Annotated in this window: 18 protein-coding genes, 3 tRNA genes and 2 pseudogenes; 16 read left to right on the top strand and 7 right to left on the bottom strand. The window is 65.0% G+C overall.

Features of this window, described 5'->3' with window-relative positions; genetic code table 11:
* Positions 1-17: 17 nt before the first annotated feature.
* Positions 18-596 (top strand): annotated as a pseudogene (locus I6L36_RS17740) (SDR family NAD(P)-dependent oxidoreductase); the annotation flags it as partial.
* A gap of 60 nt (positions 597-656) precedes the next feature.
* On the opposite strand, the gene I6L36_RS17735 reads toward I6L36_RS17740, so the two are convergent.
* On the bottom strand, positions 657-989 hold the full coding sequence (locus I6L36_RS17735) for a DUF1904 family protein (protein WP_041214640.1): 333 nt from the start codon (positions 987-989) through the stop codon (positions 657-659).
* A gap of 70 nt (positions 990-1,059) precedes the next feature.
* Here I6L36_RS17735 and I6L36_RS17730 point away from each other — a divergent pair, with 70 nt between their 5' ends.
* The 6 genes from I6L36_RS17730 (at position 1,060) to I6L36_RS17705 (ending at position 6,778) form a co-directional block, all read left to right on the top strand.
* Positions 1,060-1,947, top strand: a complete 888-nt coding sequence (locus I6L36_RS17730) for a TraB/GumN family protein (protein ID WP_041214639.1) — start codon at positions 1,060-1,062, stop codon at positions 1,945-1,947.
* A 155-nt stretch (positions 1,948-2,102) separates the two neighbouring features.
* Positions 2,103-2,252, top strand: coding sequence for a DUF3149 domain-containing protein (locus I6L36_RS17725; protein ID WP_010673287.1), 150 nt, complete (start codon positions 2,103-2,105; stop codon positions 2,250-2,252).
* A gap of 116 nt (positions 2,253-2,368) precedes the next feature.
* Entirely contained in the window at positions 2,369-2,950 is a 582-nt protein-coding gene (gene smrA / locus I6L36_RS17720; RefSeq protein ID WP_010673286.1) for a DNA endonuclease SmrA, read from the top strand.
* 106 nt (positions 2,951-3,056) lie between these two features.
* Positions 3,057-4,535 (top strand): carboxypeptidase M32, encoded by a 1,479-nt coding sequence (locus I6L36_RS17715; RefSeq protein ID WP_162540604.1) that lies wholly within the window; start codon positions 3,057-3,059, stop codon positions 4,533-4,535.
* A 261-nt stretch (positions 4,536-4,796) separates the two neighbouring features.
* The gene (locus I6L36_RS17710; RefSeq protein ID WP_109112811.1) at positions 4,797-6,305 is read left to right on the top strand and encodes a DNA-3-methyladenine glycosylase 2; all 1,509 of its coding nucleotides are present in this window, start codon (positions 4,797-4,799) and stop codon (positions 6,303-6,305) included.
* Positions 6,302-6,778: a methylated-DNA--[protein]-cysteine S-methyltransferase gene (locus I6L36_RS17705; protein WP_109112810.1), complete on the top strand. Its 477-nt coding sequence runs from the start codon at positions 6,302-6,304 to the stop codon at positions 6,776-6,778. Before I6L36_RS17710 ends, I6L36_RS17705 begins: the two co-directional genes overlap by 4 nt.
* A 22-nt stretch (positions 6,779-6,800) precedes the next feature.
* Here the strand turns inward: I6L36_RS17705 and I6L36_RS17700 are convergent, their stop codons facing one another.
* The 6 genes from I6L36_RS17700 to I6L36_RS17675 form a co-directional block, all read right to left on the bottom strand.
* Entirely contained in the window at positions 6,801-7,466 is a 666-nt protein-coding gene (locus tag I6L36_RS17700; protein ID WP_109112809.1) for a class I SAM-dependent methyltransferase, read from the bottom strand.
* A gap of 111 nt (positions 7,467-7,577) precedes the next feature.
* Complete coding sequence (locus I6L36_RS17695) at positions 7,578-7,835, bottom strand: DUF1272 domain-containing protein (RefSeq protein WP_041211221.1); 258 nt, start codon at positions 7,833-7,835, stop codon at positions 7,578-7,580.
* A gap of 44 nt (positions 7,836-7,879) precedes the next feature.
* Positions 7,880-8,209 (bottom strand): DHCW motif cupin fold protein, encoded by a 330-nt coding sequence (locus I6L36_RS17690; RefSeq protein WP_041214635.1) that lies wholly within the window; start codon positions 8,207-8,209, stop codon positions 7,880-7,882.
* A gap of 117 nt (positions 8,210-8,326) precedes the next feature.
* The gene (locus I6L36_RS17685) at positions 8,327-10,189 is read right to left on the bottom strand and encodes a U32 family peptidase (RefSeq protein ID WP_109112808.1); all 1,863 of its coding nucleotides are present in this window, start codon (positions 10,187-10,189) and stop codon (positions 8,327-8,329) included.
* A 178-nt stretch (positions 10,190-10,367) separates the two neighbouring features.
* Complete coding sequence (locus I6L36_RS17680) at positions 10,368-10,979, bottom strand: LysE family translocator (RefSeq protein WP_160836568.1); 612 nt, start codon at positions 10,977-10,979, stop codon at positions 10,368-10,370.
* A 128-nt stretch (positions 10,980-11,107) separates the two neighbouring features.
* A complete protein-coding gene (locus I6L36_RS17675; RefSeq protein ID WP_109112806.1) occupies positions 11,108-12,061 on the bottom strand; it encodes a LysR family transcriptional regulator in 954 nt (317 codons plus the stop codon).
* A 200-nt stretch (positions 12,062-12,261) separates the two neighbouring features.
* On the opposite strand from I6L36_RS17675, the gene I6L36_RS17670 reads away from it, so the two are divergent.
* From I6L36_RS17670 to btsR, 9 genes and pseudogenes are all read left to right on the top strand, one after another.
* Positions 12,262-13,350: a ketoacyl-ACP synthase III gene (locus tag I6L36_RS17670; RefSeq protein ID WP_109112805.1), complete on the top strand. Its 1,089-nt coding sequence runs from the start codon at positions 12,262-12,264 to the stop codon at positions 13,348-13,350.
* Positions 13,351-13,573: 223 nt separating this feature from the next.
* A tRNA-Tyr gene (locus tag I6L36_RS17665) sits at positions 13,574-13,658 on the top strand.
* 42 nt (positions 13,659-13,700) lie between these two features.
* Positions 13,701-13,785 (top strand) — tRNA-Tyr (locus I6L36_RS17660).
* Between the two features lie 31 nt (positions 13,786-13,816).
* Positions 13,817-13,901 (top strand) — tRNA-Tyr (locus tag I6L36_RS17655).
* Positions 13,902-14,037: 136 nt separating this feature from the next.
* Positions 14,038-14,310, top strand: a complete 273-nt coding sequence (locus I6L36_RS17650) for a hypothetical protein (protein WP_109112804.1) — start codon at positions 14,038-14,040, stop codon at positions 14,308-14,310.
* 112 nt (positions 14,311-14,422) lie between these two features.
* Positions 14,423-15,154, top strand: a complete 732-nt coding sequence (locus tag I6L36_RS17645) for an EAL domain-containing protein (RefSeq protein ID WP_109112803.1) — start codon at positions 14,423-14,425, stop codon at positions 15,152-15,154.
* A gap of 82 nt (positions 15,155-15,236) precedes the next feature.
* Positions 15,237-16,545: pseudogene (locus I6L36_RS17640) on the top strand (endonuclease/exonuclease/phosphatase family protein).
* Positions 16,546-16,698: 153 nt separating this feature from the next.
* Positions 16,699-18,393, top strand: a complete 1,695-nt coding sequence (locus I6L36_RS17635; protein ID WP_109111694.1) for a sensor histidine kinase — start codon at positions 16,699-16,701, stop codon at positions 18,391-18,393.
* Positions 18,387-19,124 carry a two-component system response regulator BtsR gene (btsR, locus tag I6L36_RS17630; RefSeq protein ID WP_043167151.1) on the top strand — a complete coding sequence of 246 codons (738 nt, stop codon included), beginning with the start codon at positions 18,387-18,389 and terminating at the stop codon, positions 19,122-19,124. Before I6L36_RS17635 ends, btsR begins: the two co-directional genes overlap by 7 nt.
* Positions 19,125-19,234: the final 110 nt, after the last annotated feature.

Below are 19,234 nucleotides of genomic sequence, written 5' to 3'. Positions count from 1 at the left end.
CCATCTAACATTGACACTACGGCCAGCCCGGTGCGCTGGAAGATCTGCCCACCGAGGCGCTGCGCGAGCAGTTCGAGACCAACCTCTTTGGCTGGCATCACCTCATTCGCCAGGTATTGCCCCCCATGCTGGCGGCAGGCGAGGGGCGCATAGTGCAGAACAGCTCGGTCCTTGGCCTGGTGGCCATGAAGTATCGTGGCGCCTACAACGCCAGCAAGTTCGCGCTGGAAGGCTATACCGACACCCTGCGCCTGGAACTCGCGGGCAGCGGCGTGCACATCAGCCTGATCGAACCCGGCCCCATCGACACCCGGTTTCGCGCCAATGCCCGGGAGGCCTTCCTGCGCCACATAGACCCGAGCGCGAGCCGCCATCAGGACGCCTATGCCCAGACGCTGGCCAGGCTGGAGCGTGAAGGGGGTGCCCGGGGCTACACCCTGCCAAGCGAGGCCTGCATCCCGCCGTTAGTGCATGCGCTCACGAGCAAGCGTCCCAGGCACCGCTACCCGGTCACCTTCCCGACCAAATTGTTTACCGTGCTGCGCCGCCTGCTGCCAAGCCGCTGGCTTGACAAGCTGCTGATCAAATCCGTCTGATAAAGGTGCCCTCGGCGGGCCCTCCTCTTGACATGCACCTGTCTTAGCAACGATGCCCGCTCAATAGTGCTGGCCGTTGCTGTAGTAGTGACTCTTGACGATGGGCAGCACCTGCACCACCACATAGGTCTGCTCCCCCAGCACCCCTTTCAGGTGGCGGGTGATGAGGGCGGCGGCGGCATCCTGCATCTCCTGCGGTCGCTCGAACCAGACCAGCTCCACGAAGGGAAAACCGGCTTCGGGCTGGCCATCTCGTACCCACTGGCTCGGCACGCACTCCAGGGTGACGAACTCCGGCTTGCCACCGGTCAGGGCGCAGAGGTCCGCCATCAGGGGGGCGCTTATCCGCTGCAGGGTGTCGACAGAAACTGCCCGAAAACGAAGGTGGGGCATGGGAAACCTCTTGGCTGTGACAAATGAGGACTTATCATAGAGCACTCATCCCGCTCACATAAGGTGCCTCATGAGATTCCATCCCACGCTGCTCTCCTTCCTGCTCTGCCTGCTGCTGCCGCTCCATGCCATGGCCGATCCGGCCTTTTACCGCATCAACAAGGGCAACGAACAGCACTGGCTGCTGGGGTCCATCCATGCGGGCAAACCCTCTCTCTATCCCCTGCCGGACCCGGTGGAGCGCGCCTGGCAGCAGAGCCGCGCCCTGGTGATGGAGGTGGACATGACCCACATCAGCCAGGAGCAGTGGCAGGAGATGGGCGCCATCACCCGGCTCGTCGACGGCAAGACCCTCAAGGATCACCTGCCCATCGACCTCTACCGTCGCACCCTCATCGCCGCGGGCCAGAACGGTCTGAACGAGAGCATGCTGGCCCCGCTGCGTCCCTGGTTTGCGGCCATTACCCTGACCCAGGCAGCCCTGGAGCGCACCGGCTATCGCGGTGAATACGGTGTCGACCAGCACTTCGCCAAGCGGGCGAACGACGGCGGCAAGCCCATCGTCGGGCTGGAGACCCTGCTGGAGCAGCTCGGCTATCTCGCGAGCGTCGGCGACAACCAGACCTTGATGCTGGAGAGCACCCTGGACGAGCTGCCCGACATCCAGCAGGGGTTCGACGCCGTGATGACCGCCTGGCAGAACGGGGACGAGGCCACCCTCATCAATCTGCTCAGGGAGGAGATGGCGCCGCCCAAGCTGCAAGCCTGGCTGGAACAGACCCTGCTGGCGGAGCGCAACCGCAACTGGGTCAAGAAGTGGCCCAGCCTGCCGAACGAGAGCTTTATCGTGGTAGGAGCCCTGCATCTTTACGGCGAGCACGGGCTGCTCGCCCTGCTGGAGCAGCAGGGCTGGCGCATCACGCCCCTCACCGAACCGACCCTGGAGAAAGCAAAATAGCGTCCAGTCCGGCGACCTGACGCGCCGGATGCGCGTCGGCTCACAGAATTTGCTGCCGATTAAATAACCAGAGAGGGAGTTGATCGAGATCATCCCCTCCCTCCTGAAGAGGTATCTATCATGCCTGTCACCGCCCAGTGACAGGAGTGAACGAGATGGAATTCTGGATGAACCTGATGTTCGGCAACAGCGTGGGGCTGATGTCCATGCTGGTGATTTTCGGCACCTTCCTGCTCATCAGCGCCTATGCGGTCTATTTCATCTACAAGGTGATGCACGCAGAGCCGCCCAAAGAGGGGCAATAACCAGGCTCGCTCAGACCGCCTTACCCGGCAGGGGCCGGGGCCTGCGAGCGTTGCCATTCTAAGGCCCACCAAGGCCCGCTATACTGGCTCCCTCATTTTCATGCGGGGAGCCTGCCGTGTCTCATAACGACGAACTCTCACTGTTCCTGCAGGAAGTGGCCGACGTGCGGCCCCTTCGCAGCGACCATATCGCCCCCGTTGCGGGCAACAGCCAGCCCACCGAGGCGCAACTCGCGCGCCGGGAAGCCGCCACCGCCGAACAACTCACCCTGGATCACCTTGGCACGGAAGCAGTCGAGATGCTGGACCCCCATGCCATCGTCGGCTTCAAGCGTGACGGCGTGCAGGAGGGGGTCTACAAGAAGCTGCGCCTTGGCAAATACGAGCTGCAAGGCTCCCTCGACCTGCACCACAAGACGCTCAACGAGGCCCGTATCGCCCTGGTGCAGTTCATTGCCGAATGCGAAGTGCGGGATATCCGCTGCCTGCTGATCCTGCACGGCAAGGGGGAGCGCAGCACCCCGCGTGCCCTGCTCAAGAGCCATGTCAGCGCCTGGCTGCCACAGTTGCCTTCGGTGATGGCCATGCACAGCGCCGAGCGCCGCCACGGCGGCAGCGGTGCGCTCTACGTATTGCTGCGCAAGAGCGAGCGCAAGAAGGCGGAAAACCGCGAACGGCACCAGAAGCGCCTCGGCTGACTGCCTGAGGGTGGCACCAGGGGGGATGGCAGTGCTAGCATCGGGCGGCCCCGATCATGCCAGGTACGGGGTGCATACCATCAGGGACGATAACAAGGACAATCCCATGTCATACCAGAAACTCGAACAACATCAGCAACAACTGCACCGCCTCTCCCACCTCTCCGCCATCTGCGGCTGGGATCAGGCCGCCATGATGCCGGAGGGGGGCAACGAGGCCCGCGCCGAAGCGATGGCGGAGCTCGGCGTGCTGATCCACGGCAAGCGCACCGCCCCCGAGCTTGGGGAGTGGATTGCCAAGGCAGAGAGTGAACCGCTGGACGAGCACCAGCGTGCGAACCTGCGGGAGATCAAGCGCCAGTGGCAGGATGCAAGCCTGCTGCCGGGGGCGCTGGTGGAGGCGCTTTCCCTGGCCGGCAGCAAATGCGAGCACGCCTGGCGTCGCCAGCGCAAGGAGAACGACTGGGCAGGTTTTGCCCCGAACCTCGAGGAGGTGGTGCGCCTGTCGCGGGAGGTGGCTCGCCTGCGCGCCGACGCGCTCGGGGTGCGCCCCTATGACGCCATGCTGGCGCTGTACGAGCCCGGCATGACGAGCGCGAGGCTGGATCAGATCTTCGGCGATCTGACGAGCTGGCTGCCCGGCCTCATCCAGACCGTGAGCGAGCGGCAGAAAATCGAGACCATCCTCACCCCGCAAGGCCCGTTCCCGGTTGCGACGCAGCAGGCGCTCGGCCAGGAGGTGATGGGACTGCTCGGCTTTGATTTTGCGCACGGCAGGCTCGACGTGAGCAGCCACCCGTTCTGCGGCGGCGTGCCGACGGACGTGCGCATCACCACGCGCTACAACGAGCAGGAGTTCGTCTCCAGCCTGATGGGCATCATCCACGAGACGGGCCACGCACGCTACGAGCAGGGCCTGCCGCGCGCACTGCTCGGCCAGCCGGTGGCCGAGGCGCGCTCCATGGGCATTCACGAGAGCCAGAGCCTGTTCTGCGAGATGCAACTCGGCCATCACCCCGCGTTCCTTGCACAGATTGCACCGCGCATCCGCGCACACTTCGGCGAACAGGCCGCGCTCGCCCCCGCGAACCTCGAGAAGCTGTACAACAGGGTCGAGCCCGGCTTTATCCGCGTCGATGCGGACGAGGTCACCTACCCTGCCCACGTCATCCTGCGCTACGAGCTGGAGCGGGACCTGATGGAAGGGCGCATCGAGGTCGCGGACATCCCCGAGCTGTGGGACGCGAAGATGCAGCGGTGGCTCGGCTTGTCCACGAAGGGCAATTACCAGAACGGCTGCATGCAGGACATCCACTGGACGGACGGCTCGTTTGGCTACTTCCCGAGCTACACGCTCGGCGCCATGTACGCGGCGCAGCTGCGCTTTGCACTCGAGCGTGAGCTCGGCGACATGGGCACGCTCGTAGAGTCCGGCCGCCTGCCGGAGATCTTTGGCTGGCTCGGTCGCCATATCTGGTCCCAGGGCAGCCTGCACGGCACGGACGAGCTCATTCGCCGCGCGACCGGCGAGGCGCTCAATCCCCAATGGCTGCGCAAACACCTCGAACAGCGCTATCTGAAATAAGCGAGGTTGAACCCCCTCCCAGCCTCCCCCTTCACAAGGGGGAGGAGCTAACCCCGCCCCCGTTCACAGAGGGGAGCTGTTTGTCCCCTCCCCTTACGAAGGGGAGGGTTAGGGTGGGGTCCTGCCCCCCTAACCTTACAAAGGGAGGACTGGGATTCCTCGGATCGCACTATTTTTGCTATCCCTGTCCGTTTTTGGCTAGTCACCCCTCTCGCCCCCGCTTAGTCTCTGGGACATGCCCACAGCAACCCGAGCCATGCCATGACCATAGAGCCCCCGCATTCATCCCAACGAGACGAGATCATCCCGGGTCTCACTCGGGAGCAGTGCCACGCCGCACGCCTCGCGCGAGACGCGCGTTTCGATGGTCGCTTCTTCACCGGGGTGCTGTCCACCGGTATCTATTGCCGCCCCGTGTGTCCGGCGCGGGCACCGCACGAGCACAATGTGCGCTATTTTCGCTTCGCGGCGGCGGCGGAGCAGCACGGGCTGCGCCCCTGCCTGCGCTGTCGCCCCGAGCTCGCACCGGCCCAGAGCGGGGATCTGCCACCGCTCGTCGCCCAGGTGCTGGCGCGCATCGAGCGCGGCGAGCTTGCGGAGCACAGCCTGGGCTCCCTTGCAACGCAGGCCGGGATCACGGAGCGCACGCTGCGGCGCCAGTTCGAGCAACACCTCGGCGCCTCGCCGAAACAGGTGGAGCAGACGCGCCGCCTGCTGCTTGCGAAACGGCTGTTGACGGAGACGCGCCTGCCCATCACGGACGTGGCGTTTGCCGCAGGCTTTGCGAGCATTCGTCGCTTCAACGACGCCTGGCTGCAGGCGTATGGCATGACGCCGGGCGCCCTGCGCAAGCAGGAAGGGGGTGCGCCGCAGGAGACGCCGCAATCGAGCCTGCAACTGCACCTGCTGTATCGCCCGCCGTTCGACGTCCAGGCCATGCTCGCGTTCTACCGGTTGCGCGCCATTCCGGGGCTGGAGCGGGTGGATGAGCACGGTTACGAACGCCGTCACCGGGTCGGCGAACAAGAGGGGCTCATCCGCATCGAGCCCGTCGAGGGGGAGAGGCTCAGACTCACGGTGCGGGATCTGCCGCCGGGTGCGCTGCCAGACATCCTGTACCGCGTGCGCCGCATGTGGGATCTCGACGCCGACATGAGCCGCATCGGCGAACACCTGGGGCAGGATCCGCTGCTCGCCGGCATCCAGGGACGATGGCCCGGGGTGCGGCTGCCGGGGGGGTGGGATGAATACGAGGTGATACTGCGCGCCATCGTCGGCCAGCAGGTGTCGGTCAAGGGTGCCATCACCATCATGGGGCGCCTGGTGGCCCGCACCCAGGCTCAGTTTGGCACGGCTCAGCTGCCCACCCCGACCCAGCTGTGCGAGCTGGATCTCGACGGCATCGGCATGCCGGGCAGCCGCATCCGCACCCTGCAAGGGCTGGCCTCGGCGCTCGCAAGCGGCGCACTCACCCTCGCCACGGCAAGCGACGAGCAACTGCTCGCGCTGCCGGGCATAGGTCCCTGGACGGTCGCTTACTGGCGGCTGCGCTGCGGGCTCGACACGAATGCCTTCCCCGCCTCGGATCTCGTGCTACAAAAGGCGCTGGGGGGCGGTGACAAGCTGCCGGTGAAAGAGGTGACAGCGCGCAGCGCCCCCTGGCAGCCGTGGCGCGCCTATGCCGCGAGCTGGCTGTGGCACGCCATGAGTGAACAACCGGCGCTGCTCACCCGGCCAACACAGACACAAGACGAGGAGAAGAGCCCATGATCCGCTATGACATGATGCCCACCGACCAGGGCGAACTGCTGGTCGCCATCGACGAGCGCGGCCTGGTCCATGTGGATTTCCTGGCCGGACTGCGGCCGCTCCCCGACATGCAGGACTGGCAGCAGGACGGCGAGGCGCTCGCCCCCTTCCTCGCCGAGTTTCGGGACTACTTCGCGGGCCGGTTGCAGCGCTTCACCCTGCCGCTCGCCCCCAGGGGCACGGCGTTTCAGCAAGCGGTGTGGCAGGCGCTGTGCGACATCCCCTACGGGGAGACCCGCAGCTACGGCGACATCGCCCGCACCATCGGCAAGCCAAACGCGGTGCGGGCGGTGGGTGCCGCGAACGGCCGCAATCCGCTCTCCATCATCATCCCCTGCCACCGGGTGATCGGCCAGAATGGCAGCCTCACCGGCTATGCGGGAGGCCTGCCCATCAAGCAGGCACTGCTGACGCTGGAGAGGGCCTCTCGTTGATCCGGCGCCACCCGGCCAGGGCTCACTGCCGCTGCGCCAGCCAGCCGTGAAACCCCAGCGCCTGAAAGAAGCGGTGCGCCGCCGCGAAACCGGCCCCTTGCAAGAGGCGCCGGGTCTGTCCCTCGTCCAGGGAGGTGAAGTCCTCTCCGAGGCGGCGCACCATCTGCTCGCAGGCAGGAAGCGGCAGACCGGCGAGGGCGGCTTGCAACCCCATGGCCTTGCGCTCGAGCGGGTCCGTTGGCGCCATCAGATCCGCCAGCAGCAGGGGAGCGCCAGGATTGAGCTGGCGATAAATATCACCCAATAGCGCAGCTTTGGCATCTTGCGCCAGAAAATGCAGCACCAGCAGACAGAGTGCGCCATCGCAAGGCTTATTCACCACAGGCAATGCGCCCAGGTGCCAGCACACCCTGTCCCCCATGCCCGTCTGCTCGGCCCGCATCCTGGCCTGGGCCAGCATGTCCGCCGAGATATCCTGGGCCACAAAGGTCCAGCGGGGGCAGAGACGGCCAAGCAGCAGCAACTCGCTGCCCGTGCCCACCCCCACCAGCAGCACCCGGGCCTGCTGGCCCAGCGCGGCCATCAGCCGGGAGGCACAAAGCTGGTGCAGCAGCTCGTAGCCTAGCACCAGCAGGGGGATGCGGCTGTCATAGGCCTTCGCCCCTTCTCCTTCGAATCGCTCCGTCATCTTTTGCTCCTTTGGTGTGAGCCCCCTTGATAGGGGCTGCCGCCGGGAGAAGGTCAAGAGCCACAGGGACGAGCCAGTTGCCAGCCCAGCCCTTCCCATGAAGGGAGAGCCCTAGCCCCCCTTGCCCAGCGCCGCTTTCAGAGCCGGATTGAAGACGCGCTGGAGGGAGGCGGGGTTGTTCAGCAGCTTGGCCGCCGGGCGGCGCGGGCGCCTGACCAGCTCGCCGCCACAGTTGGGGCAGGTCAGGTGCAGATACTGATCGTTGCACTCGGCGCAGAAGGTGCACTCGAAGGAGCAGATGTAGGCCGTCGCCGTGTCGGCGGGCAGATCCCGGTCACAGCACTCGCAGTTGGGTCTGAGTTCAAGCATGGCAAGTTCCTGAAGCGCAAGGTGAAAGCGGGAAAGAGGGCGGCTCAGTCGACGATAAAGAGGCGAGCGCCCAGTTCGGTGTAGGAGCGATGGGGTTCGGCGTTGTCCGCCACCTGGTAGCTCATGCCCGGCGTCAGGGTGAAGACGCGGCCATCCTGCAACTCGGTGTGCAGCTCCCCTTCGAGGCAGAGCAGCACATGACCCTTGCTGCACCAGTGATCCGCCAGATACCCGGGGGAGTACTCCACCATTCGCACCCGCAGCTCCCCGAACTGCCGGGTGTGCCAGCGGGCGACGCCGCGCTCTCCCTTGTGTTCGGTCGGCGGGACCTCGGCCCAGTTCGTGGTGCAAAACGGCAGTGCATGGATGTTCATGACGGATCCTTTGTCAGAAGAAGGCTGGGGGAAGGTGTCTCACCACGGGATATCCGTGACAAGACCGCGCCCCATACTGCCATCAAATCCGCTCCATCCCCATGCCCACACGGGCAATCATCCCCTCTTCAGGCTGCCCATCACCTGCATCTCGCAGCGGTGGCAGTCAAAACGCAGGCGGAAGCTCTCCTTGCCCATCTTGAGCTCCAGGGGCTCGGCCTTGAGACCGGGCACCTCCTTGGGGCAGAGCTGCTGGCTGTAGCGGATGCAGTGCTTCGTTGTCATCAGCACCACTTCCCGCTCCTCCTTGTTCGCCTCATACGCGGGGGCGATGCTCCCCACCCCGTGTTCGCGAAAGAACTGCTCCGCCGCGCTGTTCAGCACGTTGCCGAGGTAGGAGAGCCGATGCTGGGGATAAACGGCGCCTCGTAGGGGAATGCGCCGCTCGGGTCGCCGGTAGGCAGCCAGACGGGCCGCCTCCAGGGCGGCGATCCCCTCCCGGCGCAAGCCGTTAAGCTGTGAAGCCGCAATAAATAGCGGGCGAGTGAATGCCAACTCAATCTGGCGAGCCACAAACAGGGTGTTGCCGAGTTTGCCGAGCTGATCCCTGGCCTGCTGCAGCGCCCGTTCCGGGTTGTCGGCCGGCGGCTGGTCGCAGGGGAGCGTGACGGCGGCGCCAATGCCCTGCTCGTCCACAAGTTCGAGCCGCAGTCCCTCGTCGCACTCCGATAACCGCATATCGACCCGGATGCGGCGATCCGCGCTCCCCTTTTCGAGCTGCTTGCTGAAGGCCTGATCGTGGTTGCGAAAGATCTCGGTGCCCACCTTGAGACCGGGCATGGGTTCCGACAGGAGTAACCGCTTGCTCTGTGCCTTCTCCTCCACTTTATTGAGGCGCATCCCCACCAGCTCGCCCCCCGGCTTGAAGAAGCCGAGGCCATCGCCGTTGTTGAGGGCAACGGCCTGGCCGTCGATCTCGATGCCATCGCGGGTCACGCTGGTGACGCGCCCGAGCGGCTCCCCGACGTATTTCGGGCTGCGCGGCGAGTCGATGCCTGGCTGTCGGCCATGGAGGAAGTAGTCGGTGCTGCCCCGGTTGAAACTCTTCTTGGGATCCGGCGTAAAGGTGTAGCTGCAACGACCGGCGGAAGCGGCCACCAGATCGGGGCGGCTCGCCAGGATGGTGTCCAGCTTCTGGCGATACCAGGCGGTGACGTTCTTGACGTAGTCGAGCCCCTTGAGGCGCCCTTCAATCTTGAAGGAGCGGATCCCTGCGGCGATCAGCGCCTCCAGGTTGTCGGTCTGATCCATGTCTTTCAAGGAGAGCAGGTGGCTGTTTTCCACCAGCACCTCCCCCCCTGGCGTTTGCAGGGAACAGGGCAGCCGACAGAGCTGGGCGCACTCGCCGCGATTCGCGCTGCGGCCGGTGCGGGCGTGGCTGATGTTGCACTGGCCGCTGTAGGAGACACACAGGGCGCCGTGGATGAAGAACTCCAGCTGCACGCTGGTGGCGGCGCTTATCTCGCGGATCTGCGCAAGGGAGAGCTCGCGGGCCAGCACCACCTGGGAGAAGCCCACGTCCTGCAGAAACTTCACCTTTTCCGGGGTGCGGTTGTCGGTCTGGGTGCTGGCGTGCAGCGCGATGGGGGGCAAATCGAGCGCCAGCAGCCCCATGTCCTGCACGATCAGCGCATCGGCGCCCGCCTGGTAGATCTGGTGGGTCAGGCGCCGGGCCTGCTCCAGCTCGTGGTCGTGCAGCAGGGTATTGAAGGCGACGAAGACCTGGGCGCCGAAGCGGTGAGCATGGCGGGCCAGGGCCTCGATGTCCTCGAGGCTGTTGCCCGCTGCGCTGCGGGCACCGAAGGCGGGGCCCCCCATGTAGACGGCATCGGCGCCGTGGTTGATGGCCTCGATGCCATAGGCGAGGTTCTTGGCCGGGGCCAGCAACTCCAGGCGGTTGTGATGGTTCTGATCGCGCATAACGTCCGGTTCGAAGGGCTGCAAATGGCCGCCACTCTAGCCAGACTCCCCGCCCCCCGCCTTGATCCCGCTTAAGATCACCGCAGAATGCAGGATTGACCAGGTACAAGGACATCTGGCGGCCCCCTTATTCCCCGGCCCTGACAGAATGCCGACTACGCAGGCACCCGACGCGGAGCTAGATCACGACCTTGAGGGCCAGCCCCAGCAGCACCAGGCCGCTCACCTTGTCGATCACGGTGGATTTGGCCTTGAGCCAGGCGAGTACGGGCCCGCGAGAGAGCACCTGGGCCACCAGCACATACCAGAGCGCATCGATGCCGCCTGCGGTCAGCATCATGATGCCCCCCTCACGCCAGCCGGTGTCGGCGTGCACGAACTGGCTGAACAGGGCGATAAAGAAGATGGCGAGCTGGGGGTTCAAGAAGGCCACCATAAAGCCCTCGAACGCCCCCTGACGTCCCCGTGGCGGATGTCCCTCCTCCTTGCCTGCCTCACCCCCTGCAGGCCTGGCCAGCAACGCCTTGATCCCGAGCCAGGCGAGGAACGCCGCGCCGCCGTAGCGGATGAGATCGAACAGCAGCGGGGTCTGGGTGATCAGGATGGCGAGGCCGAGGGCCGTGATCAGCGCATAGATGCCGACTCCCAGGCCATGTCCCAGCGCCGTGGCAACCCCGTGGCCCTGCCCTCCCTGCACCGTATTGCGGATGATCAGTGCCAGGCTGGGCCCCGGGCTGATGGCCCCCATCACGCAAATGGCGGCCAGCGCCAGCCAACTCGTCAGCTCCATACCTTCTCTTCCTTCGTGTCGATTGTTGTCACCCGGGATCAGGGTAGGGGGTGGCTCGCTATGCCAGAAGTGAAAGTTAAGAATAGAGTCCATAGCCAGTGGCTATAGAGTGGCACAACCCGCTGCCATCAGCGGCTCACCTGCGGCCCTCGGGCCAACTGCTTGCGACTCTCCCCCAGGGTGAATTGCAGGTGATCCCGCAGGAAGGGATAGGCCAGCTCGCGGAACCAGCGGTGAGCCGGATCCAGGTGGTGGCGCTGGTGCCACAGCAGATGATACTGCTGGACCCGGGTGGCGAAGGGGAGATCGCAAAAACTCAGGGCATGTTCCCGGGAGAGCTGCCAGGCGATATGGGCCGGGGTGGTCATCAGACAGTCTGTGCGCAGCAGCACCTCCACCGCTGCCTGGAAGAAGGGCACCCGGGCAAACCAGCGGCGGGAGAGCCCGCGGGGGGCCAGCACCTGCTCCACCGGGCTGTCCTTGTCCCCGCCCCCGCTCACCTGCAGGTGAGGCCAGGCGAGGTAATCCTCCAGACTGGGCGCCATGCCAGAGAGCGGGTGATGGCGCCCCATCAGCACCACCAGCCTGTCCTCCCCCTGATGCAGGCCACGGATCTGGTCCGGCACCAGTTCCGTGATGGTGGAGACCATGTCCAGCTCCGATTGCCAGAGCTGGGGCAACTGGCGCTTGTCCCACAGGCTGTACTCCAGCGCCGCCCGGGGGGCGGCCCTCGCCAGGGCCGCACAGATGTCCGGCAGGATGTGCTGGGCCACGTAGTCGGAGGAGGCGAGCCGAAACACCCGCTCGCAGCGCTCGGGGGCAAATTCCGGCGCCTCGTAGAGCCGCTCCAGGGCACCGAGGGAATCGGCAAGCTGGGCCGCCAGGGCCTCGGCCCGCGGGGTCAGCAGCCAGCGCTGCCCTTCCCGCACCAGCAGCTCGTCGCCAAACTCGCTGCGAAGCTGGCCGAGCTGCTTGCTGATGGAGGGCTGGCTCAGGTTCAGCAGCTCCGCCGCCCGGCTGATGTTGCGGGTCTCCAGCAGCACCTTGAGGGTGGGCAAGAGATTGAGATTCGCTTTGTGCACAGGAGTCACCTCGGGAAGGGGTCGCCGGGATCGGGCCTTCATCTTACGGCAAGGAGAAGCGGAAATTTAAGCAAAATCACGGTCTTGCTCCCGCCACTCCCCTTACACTGGGGGGACCGCAGGATGACAGTGAACGCCCCGTGCGGCATAATTTCGCCACTTTCCGCCCCAGGGCGGCCATCACGATAAGCGACGACAAGATGACATACGCCACTATCACCGGGTGGGGAAAATGCCTGCCCCCCGCCTCGCTGACCAACGATGACCTCGGCACCATCATGGATACCTCGGACGAGTGGATCTACCCGCGCACCGGTATCAAGGCCCGCCGGGTCTCCCATGTCAGCACCCAGGCGCTCGCCACCCTGGCCGCCCGTCGCGCCCTGGCGTGCGCAGGTCTGGACGCCGCCGCCCTCGATGGCATCATCCTCGCGACCGCCACCCCGGGCACGCTGGTCCCCAATGGTGCCTCCGCCGTGCAGCAGGCCCTCGGCGCCCACAAGGCAGCGGTGTTCGACCTCAACGCCGCCTGCACCGGCTTCGTCTATGCCCTCTCGGTCGCCACCTCCCTGGTGCAGACCGGCATGATGCAAAGGGTGCTGGTGATCGGTGCCGAGCGGCTAACCCAGTTGCTGGACTGGGCCAAGCGCGACACCGCCGTGCTGTTCGGGGATGGCGCCGGCGCCGTCATCATCGAGGCGAGCGAGCAGGAGAGCGGCCTGATTGCCAGCAAGCTCGGTTGTGACAGCGAAGCGCGGGAGATACTGCACGTGCCGAATTTCGGTACGGATCGGGTGCGTTTCGCCGACATTGACGGCCTCTTCACCTTCAACTTCGAGGGGCAGGAGATCTTCAAGCGCGCCGTGCGCGGCATGGGTGAAGCCACCAGCACCGTACTGGCCCAGGCGGGCATCGCCCCCGAGCAGATCGACCTCATCGTGCCGCACCAGGCGAACGTGCGCATCATCGAGACCCTGGCCAAGCGGATGAACGCCCCCATGGAGAAGGTGATGGTCAACATAGAGCAGTACGGCAACACCTCCGCCGCCACCGTGCCCATCGCCCTGTGCGAGGCGCTGGAGCAGGGTCGGGTCAAGCCGAACAGCTACCTGCTGACCGCCGCCTTCGGGGCCGGGCTGACCTGGGGCGCCGCCCTCATCAAATGGGGAGATCGCGTCACCCCGATCGCGAATTGCGACGAGGTGCTGCCCCCCTGCGAGCAGAGCGCCCTCGAACTCATCGCCCATGCGGTGCAGGGTTGCCAGCAGGCCCGCCCCGCCGACGCCTGAGCGAGCGCCCGCTCCCCATGATCCGCCAGGAGCCCCGGGGCTCCTGGCTGCCAGCCCCCCTACGCCCCCTCGCCGTTTCGGCAGCGACATAAAAGTCATTGAAAAGTGTGAATTTTGAGCGAAACATATCAAAAAATGACCACTTGACACTTTTTTGTCGTCAGAATGCGGCCAAGGGGTTCACAACCTTGCCGGATCTGGTAGTATGCGGCCTCGCACTTGGGGAGGGGTTCCCGAGCGGCCAAAGGGATCAGACTGTAAATCTGACGGCTCTGCCTTCGAAGGTTCGAATCCTTCTCCCTCCACCATTCAAGTGCGTCAAGTAAGTAAAAATCAGGAAAATACCCCGTGGAGGGGTTCCCGAGCGGCCAAAGGGATCAGACTGTAAATCTGACGGCTCTGCCTTCGAAGGTTCGAATCCTTCTCCCTCCACCATCTTCCTGAACACAATATGCAATGCCCCTGTGGAGGGGTTCCCGAGCGGCCAAAGGGATCAGACTGTAAATCTGACGGCTCTGCCTTCGAAGGTTCGAATCCTTCTCCCTCCACCATCCTTCAGACAACCCGGCCTCGCGCCGGGTTTTCACTTTTCTGGATAGAATCCATATGGCGCTGTCAGATCTGACAATTGCCCTCCCCGCACTTTTTAGAAACACTGGAGCCTCATGTCGCAAGGAGTGCACACAGATGTTTGAAATCTGGGATGAAACGGGTCGCGAGCACGGGCTGACACTGCCCGAGCTGCAACTGCGGCTGCGGGATTATCAGGGAGACGTGATGGTGCGCTACCTCAACCGCCTCGGCCTGCCAAGCACCCTCTTCCTGACCATCCGCCAGGGATACGCCTATCAGCGCTTCAAGGCGGGTTCCCCCATGCTCGACTGGTCCTGGCTTGCCCAGGCCATGCACGCAGCCCCCCAGGCTGGCGCCGCACCTGCACAGGGCCATGCCCTTCCCTGACCCCCTCCTTCCTGCCCACGCCCAAGCAGGGCCCATTATCAGACTCTTCCTACAGCCTCCCTTTAGACCCTCCCTGTATGATGCGTAACCATGTTCCCGTCAGGTGAGAACCATGTTTGCGTTCAAAGAAGAGTCTCCCGTAAGGGCCATGGCCAACATGGCGGATATCGTCGTCCCCTTTTATCAGCCCATCATCGGCCAGGATCGTCAAGTCAAGGGGTATGAGGTGCTGGCCAGGCGCTGGGATGCCGATAGCCAGGGTTATCAGTGCATCGATTTTGCCGCCCTCGGCGAAGATGACGCTCTGCACCTCGATATCGTCATGCTCAGGGCCATCATGCGCGATCTGCCCGTGCTCGCCCAAAAAGGCCCCTATGCGCTCTCCATCAACCTCAATCCGGCGCTCTCCAGCCCCACCTACCGCAATCTGCTGTTGCTGGTGCTGCTCCAGGCCCGCAAGCTGGGGATCGACATCTGGTTCGAGGTGCTGGAGCACGTCAGGATCAAACACCAGCACAGGGAGATGATCGAGGTGTTGCGGGCCCATGGCGCCCACATCGCCTGTGACGACTTCGGCTCCCTGGCGTGCAATTTCCAGCGCCTGATGATGCTCCCCTACGAGATCGTGAAGCTGGATCGCTCCCTGCTGCTTCAGGCTGCGCGAAGTAGCCACGCCCTCAACATGCTGACGGGTCTGGTGAAATACCTGCAACGACTCGGCATGGCCGTGGTGTGCGAGGGGGTGGAGACCCAGGCCCATATCGAGGTGGCGAACCGGCTGGGCTGCGACTACCAGCAGGGCTACGCCTACGCCATTCCCTCCCCTCTCTCCCGCTGGGCCTGAGCCGGGCGCTTGCGTGTCACGGGGGAAACCCGGGCACCTTTCCCATGAAATTCGGCAGGGTGCTGCCATTTTCCTGCCAAAGATGGCAGGCTGTCCCGGCCACACTGACGCCGAGGCCCGCCATGGTTCGCTTTGCCACCTTCAATCTCGCCTTCGATCGCACTGCACCCGGCATGCTGGGGGAAGAGCTCGCCCTGACCCGCACCGAGCAGGATGCCCTGCTGGCGCGCCTCGCCGACGGCACCTTGAGCGGCGCCGAGAAGACCAAGGCCCTCGACGTGCAGCAGATCCGCAACATCGCCGAGATAGTGCAGCGCACCCGGCCGGACGTGTTGCTGCTGAGCGAATTCGACAATGACGGCAAGGGCAGCGACACCACGGACCTCAAAGCCTTCAACGCGAACTACCTGGCCTATGCCCAGCACGACGAGGTGAAGGCCATCGGCTACCCGGTGCTGCAGAACTTCGCCACCAACACCGGCCTGATGAGCGGCCATGACCTCAACCTGGACGGAAAGCGCAACAACGGGCCGGACGACGCCTGGGGCTTTGGCAACTATCACGGCCAGTACGCCTTCGCCGTAATGTCCCGGTACCCCATCGATACCAGGCAGATCCGCACCTTCCAGAAATTCAAGTGGAAGGAGATGCCGGGCGAAGCAAACCCGGTCATCGACGATTGCCACAACCCCAGGGCACCGATCCCGAGCGGCCGCCAGTGTGGCGATGCCTGGTATTCAGATGCAGCCTGGCAGCAGTACCCGCTCTCGTCCAAGAACCACGCCGACGTGCCGGTGCACATCAGGCAGGGAGACAGGGAGGAGGTGATCCACTTCCTTATCTCCCACCCGACCCCGCCCATCTTCGGCAACGCGGCGCGCCACAACGTCAGGCGAAACCGCGCCGAGGTCGCCTTCTGGCAGGACTATGTGGAAGGGGAAAGCTACATGGTGGATGACGCCGGCAAGGCCGGTGGCCTGCCCGTGGGCGCCAGGTTCGTCATCGCCGGCGATCTCAACGCCGATCCCCAGATTGGCGACGGGGATCGCACCGCCATCCGGGATCTGCACGACCATGTGCTGGTCAACCAGGCCGTCACCAAGGGCGCCCTGATCCCGGTCAGCCAGGGCGGCCCCGAGTGCCTCGCCAGCCAGCCGGATCAGTGCAAGCGCAACAACAACCGCCCCACCCCGGAGCGCATCACCAGCAGCAGCGGCCTGCAGCTCGACCACGTGCTGCCTTCCGCCAACCTGAACGCGGTCGCCTCCGGCGTGTTCTGGCCGGCCAGCTTCGAGACTGGCCATCACCTGGTGTATGACGCCAAGCTCGGCATCGCCAAGGGGGTCAGCTCGGATCACCGCCTGGTGTGGGTCGACGTCGCGCTCGATTGACCGGCAGCCAGGGTGAAGGGATGCCTTTGGCTCAGGGTGCCGGCAAATCTGTGCGCAGGCGCGCTATTCCGGCGCCCGCGGCTTGCGGCGCAAATCGGGGTTTGCTAATACTCCGCGTCCATTGGATGAGTATCCCTTTCGAGATAGTGTGCCGTGGCTTTCGAACAATTCGCGCTCGTGATATCTCTCTTCCAGCAGCTCTGCGTCTATCTGGTGATCGCCTGGCTGCTCTCCAAGACGCCGCTCTTCATGCCGCTGACCCAGGTGACCCTGAGCTGGCCCCACAAGATCCTCTGCTACCTCATCTTCTCCGGCTTCTGCGTCATGGGTACCTACTTTGGCCTGAGAGTCGAGGACTCCATCGCCAATACCCGCGCCATCGGCGCCGTGCTCGGGGGCATAGTCGGCGGCCCTGTGGTGGGTCTGCTGGTGGGGCTCACCGGCGGCATCCATCGCTACTCGCTGGGGGGCTTCACCGCCCTGGCCTGCACCTTCTCCACCATCGCCGAGGGACTGCTCGGCGGCCTGGTGCACCGCCACTTCGTCGCCCGCCACCGGCTCGATCTGCTGTTCAGCCCCTGGGTAGTGGGATCTGTGGCCCTCATCGCCGAGCTGATGCAGATGGGGATCATCTTGCTGGTGGCCCGTCCGTATGACGACGCCGTCCATCTCATCGAGAACATCATCGCCCCCATGCTGGTGGCCAATACCCTGGGGGCCGCCATGTTCATGCGGATGATCCTCGATCACCGCGCCATGCTGGAGAAGTACTCGGTCGCCTTCTCCGCCCGCGCCCTCAAGATCGCCGAACGGGCGATGCGGGTGCTGGACAAGGGCTTCACCCAGCAGGCGTGCCAGCAGATGGCGCGCATCCTCTACGAGGAGACCGGGGTGGGCGCGGTGGCCATCACGGATCGGGAGAAGCTGCTCGCCTTCATCGGCATCGGCGAGGATCACCACCTGCCGGGCACCGCCATCAACTCGGCCCACACCTTCAAGGCGATCCAGCACAACGAGGTGGTCTATGCCGACGGCAACCTCATTCCCTACAGCTGCAACCTGCATCCCCAGTGCCGGCTCGGCTCCTCCCTGGTCATTCCGCTGCGGGGGGAAGAGGGCTCCGTGGTGGGCACCATCAAGCTCTACGAGCCCAAGCGCAAGTTCTTCTCCTCCATCAACCGCACCCTGGGAGAGGGGATTGCGCGGCTGCTCTCCGGCCAGATCCTGGCGGGCAAATACAACGAGCAGAAGCGGCTGCTGGCCCAGTCGGAGATCAAGCTGTTGCAGGCGCAGATCAACCCGCACTTCCTGTTCAACGCCCTCAACACCCTGGCGGCGGTGATCCGGCGCGACCCCGAGGATGCCCGCACCCTGGTGCACCACCTCTCCACCTTCTTTCGCAAGAACCTCAAGCGGCAAGGGGACGAGGTGACCCTGGCCGACGAGCTGGAGCATGTGAACGCCTACCTGCACATCGAGCAGGCCCGCTTCGCCGAGCACCTGAGCGTGCAGATCGACATTCCCGAGCCGCTGCTGGAGTACCGGCTGCCCACCTTCTCCCTGCAGCCCATCGTCGAGAACGCCATCAAGCACGGCATCTCCCAGATGTTCGAGCCCGGCCGACTGACCCTGACCGCGCGACAGGAGGGCGAGCAGCTGGTGCTGGAGGTCTGTGACAACGCCGGCCTCTATCAGGCCAAGCGGGAGGAGAGCGGCCTTGGCATGAACATAGTGGACCGGCGCATCAAGGCCCGTTACGGCGCCGAGTACGGGGTCACCATTCACTGCGTCCCCCATCAATTCACCCGGGTGAGGATCACCCTTCCCCTGCAGGAGAGCCCATGCTGACCGCCCTGATCGTCGACGATGAACCCCTCGCCCGCGAGGAGCTGCGGCTGCTGCTGGAGCAGGCGGGCAACATCCGCCTGCTGGGGGAGTGTGCCCACGCCATGGAGGCGCTGCCCGCCATCCATCGCCTGAAACCCGACTTGCTGTTTCTCGACATCCAGATGCCGCGCATCAGCGGGCTGGAGCTGGTGAGCATGCTGGACCCGGACTTGCGCCCCCACATCGTCTTCATCACCGCCTACGACGAGTTTGCCCTGCGCGCGTTCGAGGAGAACGCCCTCGACTACCTGCTCAAGCCGGTCACCAGCGAACGGATGAACAAGGCGCTGGAGCGCATCCAGCGGCTGCTTTCGCCAAAGGGTGAGCTGGCGGGCCAACCGCTGCCGGATCCGACCCGCATCGCCCAGCCCCTGCGCAGCATTCCCTGCAGCGGCCACAACCGCATCCTGCTGCTGCCCCTTGGCGAGGTGGAGTTCGTCCACAGCGATCTGGCCGGCAACAAGGTGGTGAGCGCCCAGCAGCAAGGCACCACCGAGCTGACCCTGCGCACCCTGGAGGAGAAGACCGGCTTCGTGCGCTGTCACCGCCAGTACCTGCTCAACCCGGGCCAGATCCGCGAGATCCTGCTGCTGGACGGCGGCCTGGCGGAGGTGGTGACCCAGGGCGGCCACAAGGTGCCGGTGAGCCGGCGCTACCTCAAGCCCCTCAAAGAATTGTTGGAGATCCCCTGAGGGGCGGGCCACTCGCCCCGTCCCCTGCCCGTTACCGCTCACCCGCTTCCCGCGCCCGCCGGCTCATCCCTCAAACCGCTCGGGGCCGCTTTTCTGCCGCTCGCGGGCGG

The organism is Aeromonas sp. FDAARGOS 1406, assembly GCF_019048565.1.
Classification (GTDB): Bacteria; Pseudomonadota; Gammaproteobacteria; order Enterobacterales; family Aeromonadaceae; genus Aeromonas; species Aeromonas caviae.
Note: the sequence above shows the minus strand (reverse complement) of the source record. Positions and strands in the feature narration are given on the sequence as shown.

Coding starts and splice junctions, on each gene's coding strand:
- I6L36_RS17735 (WP_041214640.1), bottom strand. CDS start 989: ATGCCCCACCTTCGTTTTCGGGCAGTTTCTGTCGACACCCTGCAGCGG.
- I6L36_RS17730 (WP_041214639.1), top strand. CDS start 1,060: ATGAGATTCCATCCCACGCTGCTCTCCTTCCTGCTCTGCCTGCTGCTG.
- I6L36_RS17725 (WP_010673287.1), top strand. CDS start 2,103: ATGGAATTCTGGATGAACCTGATGTTCGGCAACAGCGTGGGGCTGATG.
- I6L36_RS17715 (WP_162540604.1), top strand. CDS start 3,057: ATGTCATACCAGAAACTCGAACAACATCAGCAACAACTGCACCGCCTC.
- I6L36_RS17710 (WP_109112811.1), top strand. CDS start 4,797: ATGACCATAGAGCCCCCGCATTCATCCCAACGAGACGAGATCATCCCG.
- I6L36_RS17705 (WP_109112810.1), top strand. CDS start 6,302: ATGATCCGCTATGACATGATGCCCACCGACCAGGGCGAACTGCTGGTC.
- I6L36_RS17700 (WP_109112809.1), bottom strand. CDS start 7,466: ATGACGGAGCGATTCGAAGGAGAAGGGGCGAAGGCCTATGACAGCCGC.
- I6L36_RS17695 (WP_041211221.1), bottom strand. CDS start 7,835: ATGCTTGAACTCAGACCCAACTGCGAGTGCTGTGACCGGGATCTGCCC.
- I6L36_RS17690 (WP_041214635.1), bottom strand. CDS start 8,209: ATGAACATCCATGCACTGCCGTTTTGCACCACGAACTGGGCCGAGGTC.
- I6L36_RS17685 (WP_109112808.1), bottom strand. CDS start 10,189: ATGCGCGATCAGAACCATCACAACCGCCTGGAGTTGCTGGCCCCGGCC.
- I6L36_RS17680 (WP_160836568.1), bottom strand. CDS start 10,979: ATGGAGCTGACGAGTTGGCTGGCGCTGGCCGCCATTTGCGTGATGGGG.
- I6L36_RS17670 (WP_109112805.1), top strand. CDS start 12,262: ATGACATACGCCACTATCACCGGGTGGGGAAAATGCCTGCCCCCCGCC.
- I6L36_RS17650 (WP_109112804.1), top strand. CDS start 14,038: ATGTTTGAAATCTGGGATGAAACGGGTCGCGAGCACGGGCTGACACTG.
- I6L36_RS17645 (WP_109112803.1), top strand. CDS start 14,423: ATGTTTGCGTTCAAAGAAGAGTCTCCCGTAAGGGCCATGGCCAACATG.
- btsR (WP_043167151.1), top strand. CDS start 18,387: ATGCTGACCGCCCTGATCGTCGACGATGAACCCCTCGCCCGCGAGGAG.